The organism is Thermoproteota archaeon (genome assembly GCA_003352285.1).
In the GTDB taxonomy this organism is placed as follows: Archaea; Thermoproteota; Nitrososphaeria; order Nitrososphaerales; family Nitrosopumilaceae; genus PXYB01.
In genome coordinates, this window is record QQVN01000003.1 from 62981 (window position 1) to 84057 (window position 21077).

Consider the following 21077-nt stretch of genomic DNA (forward strand, 5'->3'; position numbering starts at 1 on the left):
TATCTAAATTGATTTTGGTACTCCTAATCTGACTGTACTTGAAGATTAACTCTATGTTCTTTTGCTCTTTCCTCTCCAGGGTATTTTAATTCAGAAATTTTTTTTGCAAGATTTTCATCAGTAACTAAAGATGCTTTTCCGGAAATTTCCAGTCCATCATATTGTATGAGCACTTCGTTGTTTACGAGTGCATTTTTGAACCAATCACTATCTGGCCTGTGTCTTGAAAAATAGATCCTATCTTCATACATAACCCCCCTTAGCCAAACTGCATGATTCTTTCCAGAAATTCGTCCCTTGGTGACTAATTTTGCTTTAAAGGCATCTCCGTTATTCTTAGCCATGAAACGAATCATTTGTCAAGTAATTTAACCTCATTGATAGAAAATTCTGATATCTGGGATGATAAGGAAATTTCAGAATGCATCTTGATGTCAACAAAACTAGAAGGAATGCCTTCGAATCTTACTACCGCCGATGATTTCACAGGGAAAAAAGTAATTGATAGGGAAGGAATCCAATATGGTAAAGTCAAACACATTCACATAAATCAAGATACGCTAAGAGTATCTGGGGTAACCATACATCAAGGATTCAACAAAGATTACTTTTTGTCTGAAACATACATTGATAAATTTACAGACAACATGTTGCTGCTTAGTACCCCTCCAGTAACAGTTGGATCTCCAGTAGTAGATATTGATGGACAAAAGTTAGGCAAAATCAAAAGACTTCATAGAAACACCGAAACAAATGAGCTTGAATCAATCGAAGTATCCAATGGACTCTTTAATACAAAGATTCTTGCAAAATCTGAAATTTGGGGTGTTGGTGAAAAGGTCATCTTAACTCTTAAAAAAGAGCAATTCAAAAACCTTGAATAAATCGTATCCCAAAATTTATTTTCATTATTTTTCTTGATTAGACATGTCAGTTGATTCTGAAGTTTATGAAATAATACAAAAAAACATTCAAGAGCATATAGCGGGAATTCCTACAATGCTAAATGAAATATTACCACAAATGAAAAGAATCTGGAAATTTGATAATGACTATAATTTTGCTTATGGTTGGTATATTGGCAGGTTAGAGTGTCATACACAACACACGTTTTTTGATAATGTTGGAAGATGGCCAGAAGGCGACGAAATTATGGAAATTAAAGAGATTATAGAGCTGCATGGAAAAGAGATCAGAAAAAAGATTAAACAAATAATTTAAGTTTCTTTTCTATGATTTTTTCTCTAAGCAATTAACGCAGATGGTCATCCCGTCTGAAATTTTTACATCCACATTTGAGGTATGACACTTGTGACAAAGCCCTTTCATGCAAAACTTCATTTTTAATGAAAATAAATTTTTTTTGCGGATCGGTTCTCAGAATGACTTACTCATGAAAATCTGATCTAGATTCTGATAGAATTTATAATTCAATTAGCGCTAATAGGCATGAACTCAATTGAGACTATCTCATTATCAAAATCATTTGGGGATGTAACTGCTGTTAATGATGTTTCATTCTCTGTAGATGAAGGTGAAATATTTGGATTTCTTGGACCAAATGGTGCTGGAAAGAGCACCACAATGATGATTCTTACAACATTACTAAAACCAACTTCCGGGAAGGCATTAGTTGCTGGATATGACGTAATGACACACGCAAAAAAAGTTAGGGAGAATATAGGATATGTCCAACAAGATTCGACTGTTGATGAATTTCTAACTGGAAGAGAAAATCTAATTCTTCAAGCACGGCTAAACCGTATTCCAAAAAATATCTCAGAAAAAAGAATTGATGATATCCTAGCATTAATCGAATTGACAGAAAAACAGGATGATGCAGTGGTGACTTATTCTGGAGGAATGCGAAAGCGATTGGATATTGCTGGTGGCCTCTTACACATGCCTAAAGTTTTGTTTCTAGATGAACCTACTGTAGGTCTTGATATTCAAACTCGTCGAAAGATTTGGCAATACATTAAACAAATTCACATAGAATACGGAATGTCAATTTTTCTTTCGACGCATTATATGGAAGAAGCTGATAGCCTGTGTGACAGAGTTGGCATAATAGATTATGGCAAAATCCAAATTATTGATTCACCAACATCAATGAAAAATTCCCTTGGAAATGAAGTCATTACATTTAGTTTATTTGATACTGAAAACCAAAAACTAATTCCAAAATTAAAAGAAATATCTTTTGTTAAAGATGTCAAACTCAAAGAAGAAAAAATCACTGTCTTTACTTCAAATGGTACCGAAGTAATTCCAAAAATTTTTCAAATCTCATCTGAGCTTGGAATAAAAATTAAAACAATTTCATTAACACAACCTTCATTGGATGATGTTTTCATAAATTATACTGGACATCAACTTCGTGATGAAAATGGAACTTCAATTCGTAAAAAAGGATACAAAAGAATGATGAGGTTTAACTCTTGATCACTTCTGATACCTATACAATATTTTGGAGGGAGCTAAAGAGATATAGAAAATCTCGCAGCGGTGTCTTAATTAGATTAATTCAGCCTGCAATTTGGATTATCGTAATCGGAAATACATTTGCTGGTACTCAACCTCTCATTGAAGCAGTTGGTTTTGATGGAGAATACATTGAATTCATGGCCCCTGGAGTGATTGTGTTAACTGCAATCTTTACTAGTATTTTTGGTGGCGTCAATACACTTTGGGATAGACGATATGGATTTATGAACAAAGCACTCACTTCGCCGATTTCACGTTCTTCAATTGCACTTGGAAAGATGCTTGCAATATCTCTAATCGCTGCATTACAAGCAAGTCTCATTATAGGAATTGCGTTAGCTATTGGTGTTAGCTTTCCGAATTTCTTTGTAATTGTACCAATTATGGCTATAGTGATATTATTCTCCTTGGGCTTTTCTGGAATCTCAGTAACTGTGGCAGCTACTGCAAAATCGCAAGAAACCTTTTGGGGAATTATCAATTTTCTTGGAATGCCATTATTCATGCTGAGTCCTGCCTTATTTCCACTTGAGCTCTTACCTGATTGGTTGGCAACTGCTGCTCAACTGAATCCTGTGACCTATACAGTATTGTTGGTCAGGGAACTAATGACTGGAGTTGGTGAGGGTGTTTCTGCAATTATGAGTATTGGAATCATTTCGGCATTTGTTCTATTGATGGTTGGAATTGCCAGCTATACATTTACGCGTGAAGTAAACAAACCATTCTAAATTCACCTAAAATTGACAAAAACTACAACAATTCCTAACTAGTGAGATCTTTTTCAGATATAGAGACTCACGCCTGTTGAAGTCAGCAGCATTACTAGTCATATTATTTTCAGTAATACTTGTAGGATCTGCGCCTGTGTTTGCAAGCACAAGCTCCAGTCATCCATTCATTTTGAAATGGGGTGAATCAGGATTAAATTCACCTGGAAAATTCTCCAATCCTCAAAACATAGCAATTGATTCTAGCGATAATGTCTACGTAACAGACTTGGGTAATAAAAGAGTCCAAAAATTCTCCAGTTCTGGAGGTTTTCTAAAAGCTTGGGGAAGTAGCGGAAGTGATCCTGGCAAATTTTCATCCCCATCTGGCATTACCACTACAAAAGATGCCGTCTTTGTTGTCGATAGCCAATTACACAAAGTCCAAAAATTTGATCTTGAGGGAAATTTCATTCTTCAATGGGGAATTCAAGGTAGTAATCCCGGTGAATTTTTACTCCCTAATGGAATAGCTTCTGATAAATCTGGAATGATTTTTGTAGTTGATACTGGAAATCATAGAATCCAAAAATTTGATTCTGATGGAAATTTTATCTCGTCATTTGGAAAAAGTGGAATATCTGATGACAAATTTGTCTCCCCATTAGGAATTGCAATTGACCCTGCAGGAAATATCTATGTCTCTGACACAGGAGATAACAGCATTAAAAAATTTGATTCTAATGGAAATTTTGTTAGCATAATTGATTCCAGTGTAGGTGGAACTGCAATAAAGGTACAGGGAATCACAATTGATCCTGAAGGAAATCTATATGCAGTTGATACTGGAAGTGATCGAGTCTTACGATTCAACACAAATGGAATTGCAATCTCAGTATGGGGAAGCATGGGCATTCAACCAGGTCAGTTTAAAATGCCAAAAGATGTCACACTAGATAGCAAAGGAAATCTTTACATTGTAGATACTAACGGACATAGAATTCAAAAATTTGGAACACCAATTGTAATACAACAACAGACTTCAACACCCGTGACACCAAAAACTCAGACTGTTACTACGCCATTACCAACTGTTAATCCAATCCCAGGTGATTTGACAAAACCGATAATAGTTCCACCAAATGATCTAATAATAGAGGCAACTGGAGCTCTTACTCCTGTCAATGTTGGTCAGGCAGTAGCAACTGATGCAAGTGGAATTAAATCATTAGAGAATAACGCACCTGACAAATTTACACTTGGCATAAACACTGTCATATGGACTGCAATAGATGGTTCTGGAAATATGGCAATAGCTACACAAAAGGTAACCGTATCGGACACCATTCCACCAACGATTTCACCAATGCCTAGCATTACAGTAGAGGCAGAGAATCCAAATCAAAATACGGTTGAATTGGCAGAGCCTGCTGTATCTGATACGGTAGGAGTACTATCAATCACAAATGACGCTCCCGAATTCTTTACTCTTGGAACGACAGAAGTAACATGGATTGCCTCAGACATTATGGGAAATACGGCAAGTACAGTTCAAACTATAAATGTAGTTGATACGACAAATCCTTCATTATACGTACCAGAGAATGTTATAGTGGAAGCAGATTCTCTTGACAAGAATCAAGTGTATCTTGGTGAAGCAACAGTAATTGACAATGGCCAAGTACTATCAATCACAAATGATGCACCAGAGTTTTTCAAAATTGGAAACTATACAGTAACTTGGATGGCCTCTGATACATCTGGAAACATTGCTACTGATGTACAACTAGTTTCTATTATTGATACACAACCTCCAGAGATAGTTTTCCCTGAAACAATTATTGTAGAGGCAACATCTGTTAATTCCAACGTTGTAACTCTTGATAAAATATCTGTTAGTGACATTCAAGGTGTTAAAATCACAAATGATGCTCCAAATGTTTTTCCAATTGGAGACACTATTGTAACATGGACTGCAATCGATGAATCAGGAAATTCATCAAATGTAGAACAGATTGTCTCTGTAGTTGATACTACTGCTCCATCAATTACTGTTCCTGATGACCTAATAGTAGAGGCATCTGGATTTGAAGGTAACATTGTAAATTTGGGTGATGTAATTGTGGAAGATGTAGGTAGTATTGCATCCATAACAAATGATGCACCAGAATCATTTTCTCTTGGAAAAACAATAGTAACTTGGACTGTATCTGATATACATGGAAATATCTCAAACTCTGAACAAATAATCAACGTAATTGATACACAACCGCCAGAAATTACTGCACCTGCTGATATAGAGCTTGAAGCATCAAGCAAATCCGATAACTCTGTAGCTTTGGGACAACCAATCGTTAATGATCTAGTTGACATTGCATCCATAACAAATGACGCTCCCAAATCATTTCCTATTGGAATGACAACAGTCACTTGGACAGCAGTTGATACATCCGGTAATGAATCTGTAGACATTCAAACAATCACAATCTCTGATACAATTTCTCCTGAAATTACTGCACCAGAAGATTTAAAGATCGAAGCAGTTGGTCCAAACCCTGTGACTGTATCTCTTGGAGAGACAGTAACCAACGATACAATTGGAATCGCATCAATCACAAATGACGCTCCTAACATGTTCCCATTTGGAGATACGCTAGTAACCTGGACTGCTACTGACCTATATGGGAACTCTGCATCTGATGTACAAATTGTTTCTATAATAGATACTACTGCTCCTGAATTGAATCCTCCAGAAAATATCACCGTTGAGGCAACAAGCACAACTCAAAATTCTGTACTACTTGGCTCCCCTAAAGCAACCGATGCTGTGGGTGTAGCATCCATAACAAATGACGCACCAGTATCCTTCCCAGTCGGTGATACCATAATTACTTGGACTGCAACAGATACTTCTGGAAACTCTGTAAATGCTCAACAAACTGTTTCTGTCGTTGATACCATTCCTCCTACAATATCTCAACCAAAATTAATCAAAATTGAGGCAACTTCAGAGCTTGATAATCAAATTGAATTACCAACAGTTAATGCAACCGATGCTGTGGGTGTAGCATCCATAACAAATGACGCACCAGTATCCTTCCCAGTCGGTGATACCATAATTACTTGGACTGCAACAGATACTTCTGGAAACTCTGTAAATGCTCAACAAACTGTTTCTGTCATTGATACAACATCTCCAACTCTTTATGTTCCAAAAGATAAAGTAGTTGAGGCAACAAGCTTACTCTCAAATATTGTAGAATTTGGCACAGCAACTGCTACCGATGCTGTAGGAGTTGCATCCATAACAAATGATGCTCCTGATGTCTTCCCGCTAGGTTTAACATCAATTACTTGGACTGCAACAGATACTTCTGGAAATCAATACTCTGCAGTGCAACAAATTCATGTCGTTGATACCACAGCTCCTGGAATTACTCCACCAGAGAGTATTACCATTGAGGCAGAATCTTTACAAAACAACAAGGTTGATTTGGGTCAACCAATTGTATCTGATCAAGTAAAACTTGACTTTGTAACAAATGACGCACCAGCATCATTTTCACTTGGAGAAACAATAGTAACTTGGACTGCAACTGACTCTTCTGGAAATATTGTCAATGCAACTCAACTAGTAACATTAATTGATACACAACCTCCAAAAATCACTCCTCCAAATGATGTTATACTAGAGGCAACATCCCTTAATGGAAATATTGCTGAACTAGGAATGCCTGTTGCTAGTGATTCAGTAAGTGATGTTATAATTACAAATGACGCACCATCATCCTTCCCAGTTGGTGATACCATAGTCACTTGGACAGCAACTGATGAAAATGGAAACTCTGCATCTGGAACTCAAAAAGTTTCAATTATTGATACCACTGTACCTCAAATTATAATTCCTGATGATATTACAATTGAGGCAGTCTCACCAACTGAAAACATAATCGACATTGGATTAGCAACTGCAACTGATCTTGTTGAGATTGCATCCATAACAAATAACGCACCCTCTGTATTTTCATTTGGAAACACCGAAGTCACTTGGACTGCAACAGATACTTCAGGTAATTCAATCACAGATATTCAGATGATTAATGTTGTTGATACTAGTCCACCAAAATTAACTGTTCCAAAGAATGTAATAGTTGAGGCAACTAGCATTTCGGAAAACATCGTTAACATAGGTTCTGCAAATGCAGTCGATATTATTCAGGTTGAATCATTAAGTAATGACGCTCCTAATGTTTTCCAATTGGGTGACACTATAATCACTTGGACTGCCATTGATCAAGATGGTAACTCTGCAACCGCAACCCAAAAGATTAGTGTAGTCGATACTACTGCTCCAACCATAACTCCTCCAGCAAATATCATAGTAGACGCTACTGCATTGGAGACTCCGATAACCGTTGGATTGGCATCTGTAAGTGATATTATTGATTTAGAACCTACCGTAACAAATGACGCACCATCTGTATTCCCATTAGGTGAAACCATAGTGACCTGGACAAGCTCAGATTCATTTGGAAATGTAAACAATGCAACTCAGATAGTTACTGTTCAAGCATGTGGCAAGGATTCTTCAAGCTATAACATGATTATTGGAACACCTGATGACGATGTAATTAATGGAACACCTCAAGCAGATCTAATCTTTGCACTAGATGGTGATGATATCATCATGGGTAACAAAGGTAATGATTGCATATTTGGTGGCGATGGTGATGATATCATATTTGGAAATGAAGGACATGATACACTCATTGGCGATCAAGGAAACGATATACTCAAGGGTCAATCAGGAAATGATATCCTCAATGGATTGACTGGAATAGATATCATTGACGGCGGAGATGATGTAGATTCTTGTACTGTCTCTCAAGCTGATGGCGATATGGTCATCAAATGTGAATAAACAACGATCAAAAATTAATTTTTTATTCTATATAGAAGAATATAGTGTATGGAGTACAGGGATATAATTACGTAAATTACAGAGTTTATCATGGGACAATGGCTCTCTTGGGTAAAATCAAATGAAAAAGAGATCCTCAACATTCTTGATAATCTTGCAAAAAAATCAGTTGAGGTATCAAATGAACTTGTGGAGTTATTTGCCGATATGGAACATCTTGATGAACACCATACCAAAATTAAACAAATTGAACGCGATGCAGATGGATATACACGCGCGGTCTTTGCTGAACTAAACAAGACCTTTATCACTCCACTGGACAGAGAAGACATCCAAAGAATTGCATCAAAGACGGATGATGTTATTGATTTTGTAGAGGGAATATCCGGTAGAGTTGTTAGCTACAAAATTACAAAAGCTCCTCCTTTTATGCTAGAGATTGCAAAAGAACTTGCAAAAGCTACTGTTGAAGTAGAATATATGATATCTAAATTAGGAAACCTAAAGAAAAATAAAGATTTGATTAATCACTGTAGAAACGCAAGTGACATTGAACATACCATTGATGATCTTTATAGAGATGCCGTAGGTAAATTATTTGAAACAAATGATGCAATTACAATAATTAAACTCAAGGATATCTATGAAGCAATAGAGACTGCATCTGATAGATGCGTTGATGTTGCTGATGTTGTAGAAGACATTGTTCTAAAATACGCCTAGTGATATTATGTTAGAGATAGCGATTGGTGCAATTATAGTCGCTTTAATCTTTGATTTTGTTAATGGCTTTAATGATTCTGCAAATTCAGTTGCAACCGTAATTGGTACTCGTGTCATGACGCCTCTGCAAGCAGTAACCTTATCTGCTGCTGCAAATTTTGCAGGGCCCTTCTTGTTTGGTGTGGCAGTGGCAACTACCATTGCCAAAGGCATTCTTGCTCCTGAAGACGTTACTATTTACATGGTTATTGGTGGATTGGCAGGAGCAATTACTTGGAGTACCGTATGTACTGTCTTTGGACTCCCAATATCTAACAGTCATTCACTAGTTGGAGGAATAATGGGTGCTGGAATAGCTGGTCTTGGTTTTGAAAAACTACTCTTTGATGGGTTGACAAAAGTCTTTACTGGAATAGTAGTTGCTCCAATTGGGGGAATAATTTTTGGATTGCTCTTGACAGGTTTGATTATTACTATTTTTGCAAAGAAAAAACCTGCACCAGTCAACAGGACATTTGGTAGGCTGCAGATTATCTCATCAGCCTGGTTCGCATTAACTCACGGCGCAAATGATGGCCAGAAAACAATGGGAATTATTGTTCTTATACTATTTTCAACTGGCTTTATGACTGAGATTGAAATGCCAATATGGGTAATAGTTGCAGCAGCTGCAGCTATGGGACTTGGAACCTTCTTTGGCGGATATAAGGTAATCAAGACTTTGGGTCAAAAAGTTACACGACTACGTCCATATCAAGGATTTTGTGCTGAAACTGGCGGTGGTCTAATGCTTGCAATCTTTGCATTCTTTGGAATACCTGCAAGTACTACACATGCAATTACTGGAACCATCATGGGTTCTGGGGCTGCCAAAAGAAAGTTTGCAGTAAGATGGAAGGTTGGAAAACAGATTGTCTTTGCGTGGCTAATTACAATACCTGGGGCTGCAGGACTTGCAATTGGATTTACTTATGTGATACATCAGTTTGTAACCATTTGATAATACTTTGATTTTTATGACCGTCTAATTTTTTTTGATATTCTGATGGGCATTTTAGAATTAATCCAAGCAAATATTTTAACACCAATTGTTCTGTTTTTTCTCTTTGGAATAATTGCAGCAAGAATAAAATCAGATCTTAGAATTCCTGATGCAATATCACAGTTTCTGCCGATATACCTTCTAGCTGCAATAGGATTACACGGTGGTATAGAGATGCGCAATACTGGCTTTGAAGTAATGTTTGTTCCAATGCTTGTTGCAATTGCATTATCACTACTCATCACCTTGTATGGTTATCAAATACTCAGACATTTGGGTAAATTCAACATATTTGATTCATATGCTCTTGCATCAACATACGGTGCGGTTGGCGCTGTGACCTTCTCAGTTGGTTTGTCGTTTTTGAAAAATCAAGGTGTCGAATCTGAAGGATACCTTGCAGCAATTCTTGCAGTGCTTGAACCAGTTGCATTCATCCTTGCAATATTTCTTACAAACATGGCAGTATCAAAACAACTCCGCGAAAAAAAGAAGTCAATTACACAAAATGATTCAAGTCAAGAAGATGAGATTGGAATCATGGATGATGAATCTGGAAAGACTAAACTTACCAAAGTTCTACACGAATCAATCACTGGCAAGGCAATTGTAATTTTGCTTGGAAGTATCGTGATAGGATATGTAATTGGAGAAGAAGGATTTAGCTCCATTAAGATAGTCTTTGATGATCTCTTTACTGGCGCAATTGTGATATTTTTAATCGAAATGGGAATTATTGCAGGTCAAAGACTAGATGATATCAAAAAAGTAGGAGTATTTCTAGTCGCATTTTCAATAATTATTCCTACAATTAATGGCTTAATTGGAGTTTTTGTGGCTACATTTTTGGGATTAAGTATTGGCGGAGCTGTAATGTATGGTCTACTATTAGCAAGTGCGTCATTTATTGCCGCACCTGCCGTACTGCGTCACGCAATACCGCAAGCAAAACCGAGCCTTTACATTACTTCCGCCCTTGGAATTACTTTTCCTTACAACATTATCGTGCTTCTTCCAATCATGTTTGTTGTATCGTCTATACTACACAACGCTGATGGATCGATAGACTTATTGAATTATTTGAGAAATGATCTAATATGAAATTATACTCAACCAAATTACTTACAATTACCTGTGAGATTCTTGCACAAAAAAATGTAATAGAGATCCTACAAAAACACAAAGTCTCAGGATACACAACATACGAGGTAGAAGGGGATGGTTCTAAAGGAATACGTGGACAGGGATTACAGAATGAAAAAAATGTCAAAGTTGAAGTTGTATTATCTGAGAGTAAACTGCAAGATATAGTTGAAGAAATTACCAGAACTTTATTTTCAAACTTTGCAATTATTCTTTATACAAGTGATGTTGGTGTTGTTAGAACTGAAAAATTTGTCTAAGAAAATTTTATTCGTATGTGTTGAAAATTCCGGAAGAAGTCAGATGGCAGAAGCATTTTTTAAAAAATATTCTACCGGTAAATTTCTGGCAATCAGTGCAGGAACCCACCCTGCAGATAAGGTAAATCCTATTGTCGTTCAGGTAATGAATGAGGTTGGAATTAATCTTTCAGGGAAAACTCCTACGAGAATCTCTGATTCCCTAATCAATGAATCAATTCAAACTGTCAACATGGGATGTATGGATAAAAGATCGTGTCCTGCATTGTTTGTTGATGATACTCTTGATTGGGGTATTGATGATCCTAAAGGAAAAACAATTGATGATGTTAGAAAGATTCGTGATGAGATAGAAAATAAAGTCAAAGAACTTGTTGAAAGACTAGAAAAATAACCATGGCATACTCTAATCTTCATATCTTTACAGTTGAACTAATTGGAACATTCATTCTGGTAGTCTTTGCCACAGGTTCTATCGTGCTTGATGTTCATTATAATTTAGGTCTGGGGACTCCATTTGCTGCTGTCGCACCATTCATTGCATTAATCATTGGAGTGTATTCCTTTGGAAAAATCTCTCTTGCCCACTTTAATCCTGCGGTGACCCTTGGATACTATATCACCAAACACATTACAAAACGTCAGGCCTTGAATTATTTTACTGCAGAACTAATTGGTGCCTTTCTTGGTTCGCTACTAGTTCTTAGTGTGATTGGCTCTGATGCAGACCTTGGAGCAAATGCTCCTAACTATGACTTTTCAATATTTCTAATCTTTGGCGTTGAGGTTTTCGCTTCCGCGTTACTCATGGCAGTGATCTTTACCGTGGTATACACAAAAGGACTCAAAGGTTTTAGTGGAATTGCAATAGGTGGAATTGTAGGTCTTGACATCTTGTTCTTCTCCTTCATTTCTGGCGCTTCTATGAATCCTGCACGCGCATTAGCTCCTGCGGTACTATCTGGAGTGATAGAAAACCTGTGGTTATATCTAACAGCTACCTTTGTTGGAACATCAATTGTAGGTTTGTTGTTTAAAGAGAAATTTAAGAGACAAAGAGAGTCAAGGAATCAGTAAAAATATTACCAATAGCAAATACCTTGAAACAATAATCATGTCAAAATCCCAAAAAATGTTTTCAAATGCAAAAAAAGTCATTCCTTCCGGAGTGAATAGCCCAGTTCGTTACTTTACACCTTATCCGTTCTTTGTGACAAAGTCAGATAAGAGCAGCATTTGGGATGTTGATGGAAAAAAATACATTGATTTTTGCAATGGCTATGGTGCACTACTGTTAGGACATAGGCGAAAAGAGATAATCGCAGCAGTCTCGGCTCAACTCAAAAGAGGAACACTATTTTGTACTCCTTCTGATTTGGAAGTTGAATTATCAAAACTCATTGTAAAAAATTATCCCTCGATTAACAAAGTTCGTCTTGTAAACACTGGTTCTGAAGCCACAATGACTGCAATTCGACTTGCACGTGGTTTTACAAAAAAGAAGAAGATAATAAAATTTGAAGGATGTTATCATGGTGCTCATGATTCTGTTTTAGTCAAAGCAGGTTCTGGCTCTGCACATAATGGAATATCAGTTTCAGAAGGAGGTCTAGACGAAGTATCAAGAAATACTTTGGTAGTACAGTACAATAATTCTCAACAGCTAGAGGATGTTATTAGAAAAAACAAGGATGTTGCAGGAGTTATTGTAGAACCGATTCTTGCAAACATGGGATTAGTTCTTCCTGAGAAAAACTTTCTAAAAGAGATCAGAAAAATTACTTCACAAAATGATGTCCCCCTAATCTTTGATGAAATAGTCACAGGTTTTCGTATATCTTCAGGTGGAGCACAAAAATACTTTGGAATCAAACCTGATGTCACTACCCTTGGAAAGGCACTTGGGAATGGATTTACAATTGCTGCAGTTGGCGGAAAAAAAGAAATAATGAATCAACTTACTCCTGGAGGAAAAGTATACCAAGCAAGCACTTTTGCAGGAAATCCTGTATCCGTAGCTGCTGGTATTAGCTCAATTAAGACCATGAACAAACTTGGCAACAAGATGTATTCAAAACTTGAACGATACTGTGCTGCACTTACTAGAGCCATCGATGATATTGCAACTGATATGAAAATTCCACATCAGATTAATTTTTCAGCATCAATGTTTCAAATATTTTTTACAGACAAACCTGTAGTTGATTATCGTAGTTCAAAAAATGCTGATGCAAAAAAATTCAATAAACTTTTTCAGCATCTTCTAAAGAAAGGAATCTTTATCGCTCCATCTCAATTTGAAGTAGTGTTTTTATCTGAAGCTCACACAAATTCTGATCTTAACAAGGCAGTTGACGCATATTCAACTGGTTTACAAGCGGTGAAGCATTGAAATATCTCATAGGTACGCGCGGTAGCCAACTTTCAATCGCACAAACAAAATGGATTATCTCAGAACTCCAAAAGCAAAACCCAGAGGACTCATTTGAGATTATTACCATTACAACCAAAGGAGATACTGATGCACGCCCATTATTTACAATTGATCAAAAGGGAATCTTTGAAAAAGAAGTTGACAGAGCAGTTTCTGAAAAACGAGTTCATTTTGCAGTACATAGTCTTAAGGACGTACCAACTGAGATCTCTGCAGACCTAACTATAGCATGTATTCCAAAACGTGAAAAGGTAAATGACATTTTGATTTCAAAAAACGGTGATACTTTGGAATCTCTTCCTACTGGTGCGTTGATTGGTACTAGCAGTTTACGTAGGGCAGTACAGATATCTCGAAAGCGTCCAGACATTAAGGTAAAACCAATTCGTGGAAACATTGAGACTCGAGTTAGAAAAGTTACTGAAGGTGAGTTTGATGGCGTGATTTTAGCTATAGCTGGAATCACTCGTCTAGGACTAGACACAAAGTATTCAATGTTAACTACCGATGATCTTTCTCCTTCTCCTGGACAGGGGGCATTAGCTATTGTTTGCAGAAAAGATGATTCTCAGACAATTTCAATGCTAAAAAAAATTGAAGATAACACATCTAGATGGGAGATAGAGGCAGAACGTGCATTATCAAAATATGTCGATTCTGGTTGCCGCTTTCCTATTGGGGCATATGCAAAATCATACGGTGAGTCAATGACACTCAAAGTTAGCGCCTTCTCAGTCGATGGACAAAAATCAATCGTGGTGCAAAAATCTGGCCCTCGAGATGAGCCAGAATCACTAGGAAGAACTGTTGGCAAAGAATTACAAGAGAAAGGAATTGCAGACCTTGCATTAAATTGGAGAGAGAAGGTTGAGGAGTGGAATAAACAATGAGTGGTAAGGTATACTTGGTTGGTGCTGGTCCGGGAGATTCTAAATTAATTACGTTACGTGCAGTAGAATTACTACAAAAGGCAGATGTTGTTCTGTATGATAGATTAGTTAGTAAGAAAATTCTTGCAATGATTCCAAAAAAGACAGAAAAGATTTACGTTGGACGTGCAGTAGGGGATGATACAAAACATCAAGACAGTACTAATGAATTAATGGTAAAATTTGCTAAAAAGAAAAAAAATATTGTTAGACTCAAAGGCGGTGATCCAATAATATTTGGACGGGGTGGAGAAGAGGCAGAATACCTCAAAGAAAACAAAATAAAATATGAGATAATTCCAGGAATCACTTCTGGAATTGGCTCTGCAACATACTCTGGCATACCATTAACTCACAGAAAATATGCCTCCTCAGTAGCCTTTGTTACCGGACATGAGGATCCTGAGAAAAAGGTTGAAGTTGTAAAGTGGAAGAACTTGGCAAAATCAGTTGATACTATAGTAATTATGATGGGATTAGGACGAATAGGAATCATCTGTAAGCAATTGGCTCAAGGCGGAATGAAAAAAGATACACCCGTTGCTGTAATTCAAAATGGCACCACATCAAAACATAGGATGATTACAGGAAATATAACAAACATTGAAAAAATGGTTAAGGAGAAAAACTTCAAAGCTCCTTCCATAATTATTATAGGTAAAGTCGTTGATTTATCTAAGATTATTGGGTGGAAGAAATGATTGAAGGAAAGACTATAGCAATTACTCGTTCAAAGGAAGATTCTAGTGAATTTATCTCATTGATGCAAGAGAACAAAGCAACACCAATCACACTTCCAACAATTCAGTTAGTTAGTAAGGGTGAGAAAATTGTTGATGAGTTTTTGAATGCCATAAAAGAATATGATCCTGATTACTCTGTGTTTATGAGCTCAAAAGCAGTGACACTACTCTTTGACACTGCAAAGAAGATATCAAAGCTTGAAAAACTACAACTGGCAGTTGCAAATACTATAGTAATAGCTGTTGGACCAAAGACTAAGCAGGTATTGGAATCAGAAGGAATCAAAGTAAATCACACGCCAAAACGATTCTCTTCTGTTGGTGTTGGTGAAGTCTTTACTAGACTCAACGCAGTTGGGAAAAAAGTAATTGTTCCACGAAGTGGTGCATCTACTCCATTTCTCAAGGATCTTTTAGAGAAGATTGGTCTTGACGTAAAAGAGCTTTATCTTTATGATGTATGTGCATTTCAAGACACTACTCAATGGAATGAATTTAGAGAACTTTTTTCAAAAAATAATGTAGATGGAATTGTTTTTACAAGTGCATCTTCTGTTAGGGCATTCTTTGAGATAATGACAAATGATGTCCCAAAAGAGAAATTACTAAAAAGTTTAGAAAAAACCCATGTTGTTGCAATTGGCCCATTTACCGCCGATGAGCTAAAAAAATTCAATGTACAAAACATCATCGCTGAAGTACATACTATTCCTGGCGCATTTGATACGATAAAAAATATTTTTTCAGTTGCGTAAAATTTCTATAATTTTTTCTCTATTGATTTTAGCAAAAATATTAGCTAAAGCTATTTAGCTCTGCCTATTTTTCCTCATGTATTTATAATATAACGGGGTTATCACGAGTATGGCAACTGAAAATCTAGACATGGATTATTCAAAGTATGATTTTAAAGATTCCACAGAACTCTATGTTCACCTTAGCAAGAAAGGATTGTCAAAAGAAACCGTAATTGGAATCAGTAAAATGAAAGATGAGCCACAATGGATGCTTGATTTCAGATTACGTGCATTTGAGACATTTATGAAAAAACCAATGCCACAATGGGGTGGCGATCTTAGTGTTATTGATTTTCAAAATATTTACTATTATGCAAAAGCATCTGAAAAGACAGAAAAAAGCTGGGATGATGTTCCAGAAGATGTCAAGAAAACATTTGATAAACTAGGTATTCCCGAAGCAGAAAAAAAATTCCTTGCTGGTGTTGGAGCACAATATGAATCAGAAGTTGTATACCACAATCTTAGAGAAGACTTGGCAAAACAAGGAGTACTATTCTTAGATACTGATACAGCATTAAAAGAACAACCAGAAATATTCAAAAAATACTTTGGTAAAATCATTCCACCTGAGGATAACAAATTTGCAGCATTAAACAGTGCAGTATGGAGTGGTGGTTCATTTATCTACATTCCACCTGGCGTTAAAGTTGATATGCCATTGCAAGCATACTTTAGAATTAATGCAGAAAATATTGGTCAGTTTGAGAGAACATTAATCATTGCAGATGAAGGCTCCGAAGTTCATTACATCGAGGGATGTACTGCACCTGTCTACTCATCTGAATCCTTACATTCTGCAGTTGTAGAGCTAGTTGCACACAAAGATGCTCACTTGCGTTACACCACTATACAAAATTGGAGTAGTGATGTATACAACCTTGTTACTAAACGTGCATATGCATATGAAGGCGCCAAAGTAGAATGGATTGATGGAAATATTGGAAGCAAGCTTACAATGAAGTATCCTGGAATCTATTTGATGGGTGAGCGTGCATATGGTGAAACATTATCAATTGCATTTGCAGGAAAGAACCAACATCAAGACACAGGTGCAAAGATGGTTCACCTAGCTCCTAACACTACATCTAAAATCACATCAAAATCTGTTAGCCGTCTAAATGGCCGGTCAACATACAGAGGTTTGTTAAACGTCGCAAAAGGTGCAACAAATGTAAAATCTACTGTACGATGTGATGCATTACTATTAGATGATACTTCAAAGACAGATACCTATCCTTACATGGAGATTAACCAAGAAGATGCAACCATTACTCACGAAGCTACTGTTGGCAAAATTGGTGATGAACAAATCTTCTATCTCATGACAAGAGGATTCTCCGAAGAAGAAGCATTAACTTTAATCGTTAATGGGTTCATGGAGCCATTTACCAAAGAATTACCAATGGAATATGCAGTAGAACTAAACCGTCTCATAAAACTAGAGATGGATGGCTCTGTAGGATAGTCACTTACTCATTTCGCTTAAACCATGTCACAACAAGCTCTCTCATCAATTGGTTCAAGTCACATAGAAGAAATATCTTCATCAAAGAATGAACCCGATTGGCTAAAACAGTATAGAAAAAACTCTCTATCTATCTATGAAGGGCTACCAATTGAGACATCTCCATTATACAACAAGTACACTGATGCAAAGAAAATGGATCCTGAACAAGTCTCACTCTCAGTAACTTCAGATTCTACAGTTCCATCCTTTCTAGAAAAAAGACTTTCAGAATTAAAAGATGAAATATCTATAATTCAGATTGGAACCAACATTCACAAAATCAATTTGCCTGATGAGTTTAGCTCAAAGGGCTTAGTGGTTTCATCTATTGATGATGCTCTAAAAAATAATGCTGATCTAGTAAAAAAAGCACTTGAAGCATCAAACTCTACTGAAGATAAATTCACGGCGCTTAACAATGCAGCATTTAATTCTGGAATTTTTATCCATATTCCACGTAATTTTATTTTAGAAAAACCAATTCACTTTGTTTCTTCTCTTTCACTAGATGGTATTTCCACCATCTCACGAAACATAATCTTTGCAGATGAAAGTAGTAAAGCTACTATTGTTCAAGAGTTATACTCTCCAAAAGCGGAAAAACAACAGGCATATCTTGAATTACTCAATACCAATGTAGCAGCAAACGCACAACTTGATCTTACAACTTTGCAAATGATGGATCAAGGCTCAGTCAACTTTTCAACTAGGCGCTCTGATATTGGACAAGATGGTCAGATTAATTGGTATCTTGGATTGTTTGGAACTATTTTGTCTAGATATAGAATAGATTACTACCTAAATGGAACTGGAGCAAATGCAAATGATTCTGAAGTTGTTTTTGGAAACAAAGAACAATCTTTTGATTTACAATCAAACATAATTCATGAGAGTCCTGCAACAGAGGGTAGAATTATTGAAAAATCAATTCTAAAGGATAAATCAAAATCTCTCTTTAAAGGAATGATTCGCATTAAAGAAAAAGCTGCTAAATCAAACTCATATCTTTCAGGGCGTTCAATTTTATTAGATAAAGATGCAAAATCAGACGCTATTCCAGGACTTGAGATCTTTACCAATGATGTTAAAGCTACTCACTCTGCATCTGTTGCACAAATAGATGAAGAACAAATATTTTATTTAGGAACAAGATGTCTCAGCCGACCAGAAGCAGAGAGAACAATTGTTGAGGGCTTTTTGGAACCCCTATCTCGAAAAATGTCATACCAAGTGAGAGCATGGATTGCATATCTTATAGAGTCAAAATGGGATGGTAAAGAATTGATGATTAACAATGATGAAGAACTTAGAAAATTCGTTGAAATTGAAGAAACTCGTTACAACGAAAATGCCGAGATTGAACAACATTACAAGTATAGGTGATACTATTGTCTGATTGGATAAAGGCTTGTTCAGTAGATGAAGTAGGAGACGGACAATTATTCAGTTTTGATCATAAAGATAAGAGGATTCTCTTGGCAAATCTTAAAGGAAAATTTTTTGCAACTGATTTGATTTGCACTCATGCAGAAGCTGATCTTTCTACAGGATTTCTGACAGATGAAGGTGTTAGATGTCCATTACATCTTTCTGTTTTTAATTTGGAGAATGGAAAACCTCAGAATCCTCCAGCTGATGAACCACTAAAAACATACAATGTTAAAATACAACAAAACGAAATTTACGTGGAGATTTAATCATGCAAGCTCAACTTTCTATAGAAAACATTCGAAAAGATTTTCCTATACTAAAACGAACTGTGCGTGATAACAAACCTCTAGTATATCTTGATAATGCATCTACAACCCAAAAACCAAATCAAGTAATTGATGCAATCACAAATTATTATCAAACTTTTAATGCAAACATTCATCGTGCAGTATATGCACTTGCTGAAGAGGCAACTACCGCATATGAAGAAACTCGTGATAAAATTGCAAATTTTCTCAATATTCCAAACAGAGAAGAAATAATCTTTGTACGTGGAACTACTGAAGCAATTAATCTAGTAGCCTATGCTTGGGGAAGGTCTCATGTTAAAGAAGGCGACATAATTGTTACTACCGAATATGAACATCACAGTAACATTGTTCCATGGCAACTACTTGTTCAGGAAAAGCGTGCAAAACTAGAGTATATTGAGATTGATGAAAACGGAGAGCTAAAACTTGATCAACTTGATAAATATCTTGCAACAGGTAAAGTCAAGCTTGTTACATTTAGTTTGATGTCTAATGTATTAGGAACTATCTCTGATGCTGATACTATTATCTCAAAATGTAAGAATGCAGGTGTCTTGACACTAATTGATGGTGCCCAAGCAGTACCTCACATGAAGGTAAACCTTGGTACATTAGGATGTGACTTTTTTGCATTTTCTGGACATAAAATGTTGGGACCTACTGGAATTGGAGTTTTGTGGGTTAAAAAACAAGTTCTTGAAACAATGAGTCCGTTTCATGGAGGAGGTGATATGATTAGAGAAGTTCACAAATATGAAACAACTTGGAATGACTTGCCTTACAAGTTTGAAGCAGGTACTCCAAACATCGCAGATGTAATTGGATTAGGTGCAGCAATTGATTACTTGACAAATTTAGGATTAGACAAAATCAGAGAACATGAAGTTGAATTAACAAAATATGCTTTAGAAAAAATGTCTCATGTAAAGGGGATGAAAATCTATGGTACAAAGGATCTCTCAAAACGCGGTGGTGTGATATCCTTTAATTTTTCTGATGTTCACCCACATGATGTTGCTCAAATTATTGATGAAGAAGGAATTGCAGTTCGTTCTGGACATCACTGTGCTCAAGTATTGATGGAAAAACTGGATGTTGCAGCAACTTCGCGTGCAAGTTTTTACATTTACAACACAAAAGAAGATGTTGATGCATTAGTAAATTCACTTGAAAAAGTTGCGAGGTTGTTTAAGCTATGAGTAATGCAGACATTTATCATGAAATGATTATAGATTATTCTAGAAATCCATTAAATTTTGGGCAAATCGAAAACCCTGATGTAACTTTTCATGACTCTAATCCCTTATGTGGTGACAGCATAGATATTGATATGAACATCAAGGAGAACAAAATATCTGATATCAAATTTCATGGCCGTGGATGTGCAATATGTATGGCATGCTCTTCAGTTTTGACAGAAATTACCAAGGGCAAAGATATTGATGAAGTAAAAAAGATCACAAAAAATGATGTGTTAAGTGAACTTGGATTAGAAAATCTTCAAGCTGTCAGAATCAAATGTGCATTATTGTCTCTTAAAGTTCTAAAATATGCTTTGTATTCGTATTTGGCAAAACACATGTCTGAAACCGGCGATGTCGATAAATTAAAAGAAGAGGCAGCAAACCTGTATTGA

The 21077-nt window shown here is 36.3% G+C and carries 21 protein-coding genes; 20 read left to right on the top strand and 1 reads right to left on the bottom strand.

The features are described from left to right. Positions 1 to 23: 23 nt before the first annotated feature. The gene (locus tag DWQ18_01940; GenBank protein ID RDJ34310.1) at positions 24 to 344 is read right to left on the bottom strand and encodes a hypothetical protein; all 321 of its coding nucleotides are present in this window, start codon (positions 342 to 344) and stop codon (positions 24 to 26) included. An 87-nt stretch (positions 345 to 431) separates the two neighbouring features. On the opposite strand from DWQ18_01940, the gene DWQ18_01945 reads away from it, so the two are divergent. The 20 genes from DWQ18_01945 to DWQ18_02040 all read left to right on the top strand — a co-directional run bounded on the left by DWQ18_01945 (position 432) and on the right by DWQ18_02040 (position 21077). Continuing rightward, the gene (locus tag DWQ18_01945) at positions 432 to 884 is read left to right on the top strand and encodes a hypothetical protein (GenBank protein RDJ34311.1); all 453 of its coding nucleotides are present in this window, start codon (positions 432 to 434) and stop codon (positions 882 to 884) included. Between the two features lie 43 nt (positions 885 to 927). Next, positions 928 to 1221, top strand: coding sequence for a hypothetical protein (locus tag DWQ18_01950; protein ID RDJ33709.1), 294 nt, complete (start codon positions 928 to 930; stop codon positions 1219 to 1221). Positions 1222 to 1449: 228 nt separating this feature from the next. Further along, complete coding sequence (locus tag DWQ18_01955; protein RDJ33710.1) at positions 1450 to 2445, top strand: ATP-binding cassette domain-containing protein; 996 nt, start codon at positions 1450 to 1452, stop codon at positions 2443 to 2445. Then, complete coding sequence (locus DWQ18_01960; GenBank protein RDJ33711.1) at positions 2442 to 3218, top strand: ABC transporter; 777 nt, start codon at positions 2442 to 2444, stop codon at positions 3216 to 3218. The genes DWQ18_01955 and DWQ18_01960 overlap by 4 nt, the downstream gene beginning before the upstream one ends. Positions 3219 to 3294: 76 nt before the next feature. Beyond that, complete coding sequence (locus DWQ18_01965) at positions 3295 to 8118, top strand: HYR domain-containing protein (GenBank protein RDJ33712.1); 4824 nt, start codon at positions 3295 to 3297, stop codon at positions 8116 to 8118. Between the two features lie 90 nt (positions 8119 to 8208). Beyond that, on the top strand, positions 8209 to 8841 hold the full coding sequence (locus DWQ18_01970) for a DUF47 family protein (GenBank protein ID RDJ33713.1): 633 nt from the start codon (positions 8209 to 8211) through the stop codon (positions 8839 to 8841). A 7-nt stretch (positions 8842 to 8848) separates the two neighbouring features. Next, a complete protein-coding gene (locus tag DWQ18_01975; GenBank protein RDJ33714.1) occupies positions 8849 to 9841 on the top strand; it encodes an anion permease in 993 nt (330 codons plus the stop codon). A gap of 45 nt (positions 9842 to 9886) precedes the next feature. After that, a complete protein-coding gene (locus tag DWQ18_01980) occupies positions 9887 to 10984 on the top strand; it encodes a sodium-dependent bicarbonate transport family permease (protein ID RDJ33715.1) in 1098 nt (365 codons plus the stop codon). Next, entirely contained in the window at positions 10981 to 11286 is a 306-nt protein-coding gene (locus DWQ18_01985; protein RDJ33716.1) for a hypothetical protein, read from the top strand. Before DWQ18_01980 ends, DWQ18_01985 begins: the two co-directional genes overlap by 4 nt. After that, positions 11252 to 11680 (top strand): arsenate reductase ArsC, encoded by a 429-nt coding sequence (locus DWQ18_01990; protein ID RDJ33717.1) that lies wholly within the window; start codon positions 11252 to 11254, stop codon positions 11678 to 11680. Before DWQ18_01985 ends, DWQ18_01990 begins: the two co-directional genes overlap by 35 nt. 2 nt (positions 11681 to 11682) lie before the next feature. After that, a complete protein-coding gene (locus DWQ18_01995; protein ID RDJ33718.1) occupies positions 11683 to 12363 on the top strand; it encodes a hypothetical protein in 681 nt (226 codons plus the stop codon). A 37-nt stretch (positions 12364 to 12400) separates the two neighbouring features. After that, a complete protein-coding gene (gene hemL, locus DWQ18_02000; GenBank protein RDJ33719.1) occupies positions 12401 to 13678 on the top strand; it encodes a glutamate-1-semialdehyde-2,1-aminomutase in 1278 nt (425 codons plus the stop codon). Further along, positions 13675 to 14610, top strand: a complete 936-nt coding sequence (locus DWQ18_02005; GenBank protein ID RDJ33720.1) for a hydroxymethylbilane synthase — start codon at positions 13675 to 13677, stop codon at positions 14608 to 14610. Before hemL ends, DWQ18_02005 begins: the two co-directional genes overlap by 4 nt. Next, positions 14607 to 15350 carry a uroporphyrinogen-III C-methyltransferase gene (gene cobA / locus DWQ18_02010; GenBank protein ID RDJ33721.1) on the top strand — a complete coding sequence of 248 codons (744 nt, stop codon included), beginning with the start codon at positions 14607 to 14609 and terminating at the stop codon, positions 15348 to 15350. Before DWQ18_02005 ends, cobA begins: the two co-directional genes overlap by 4 nt. Beyond that, the gene (locus DWQ18_02015; GenBank protein RDJ33722.1) at positions 15347 to 16147 is read left to right on the top strand and encodes a uroporphyrinogen-III synthase; all 801 of its coding nucleotides are present in this window, start codon (positions 15347 to 15349) and stop codon (positions 16145 to 16147) included. The genes cobA and DWQ18_02015 overlap by 4 nt, the downstream gene beginning before the upstream one ends. Before the next feature lie 109 nt (positions 16148 to 16256). Further along, entirely contained in the window at positions 16257 to 17657 is a 1401-nt protein-coding gene (gene sufB / locus DWQ18_02020) for a Fe-S cluster assembly protein SufB (protein RDJ33723.1), read from the top strand. Positions 17658 to 17681: 24 nt separating this feature from the next. Further along, positions 17682 to 19082: a Fe-S cluster assembly protein SufD gene (sufD, locus tag DWQ18_02025; protein ID RDJ33724.1), complete on the top strand. Its 1401-nt coding sequence runs from the start codon at positions 17682 to 17684 to the stop codon at positions 19080 to 19082. 5 nt (positions 19083 to 19087) lie between these two features. After that, positions 19088 to 19396 carry a non-heme iron oxygenase ferredoxin subunit gene (locus tag DWQ18_02030; GenBank protein RDJ34312.1) on the top strand — a complete coding sequence of 103 codons (309 nt, stop codon included), beginning with the start codon at positions 19088 to 19090 and terminating at the stop codon, positions 19394 to 19396. A 2-nt stretch (positions 19397 to 19398) separates the two neighbouring features. Further along, entirely contained in the window at positions 19399 to 20640 is a 1242-nt protein-coding gene (locus DWQ18_02035) for a cysteine desulfurase (GenBank protein ID RDJ33725.1), read from the top strand. Next, on the top strand, positions 20637 to 21077 hold the full coding sequence (locus DWQ18_02040; protein RDJ33726.1) for an iron-sulfur cluster assembly scaffold protein: 441 nt from the start codon (positions 20637 to 20639) through the stop codon (positions 21075 to 21077). The genes DWQ18_02035 and DWQ18_02040 overlap by 4 nt, the downstream gene beginning before the upstream one ends.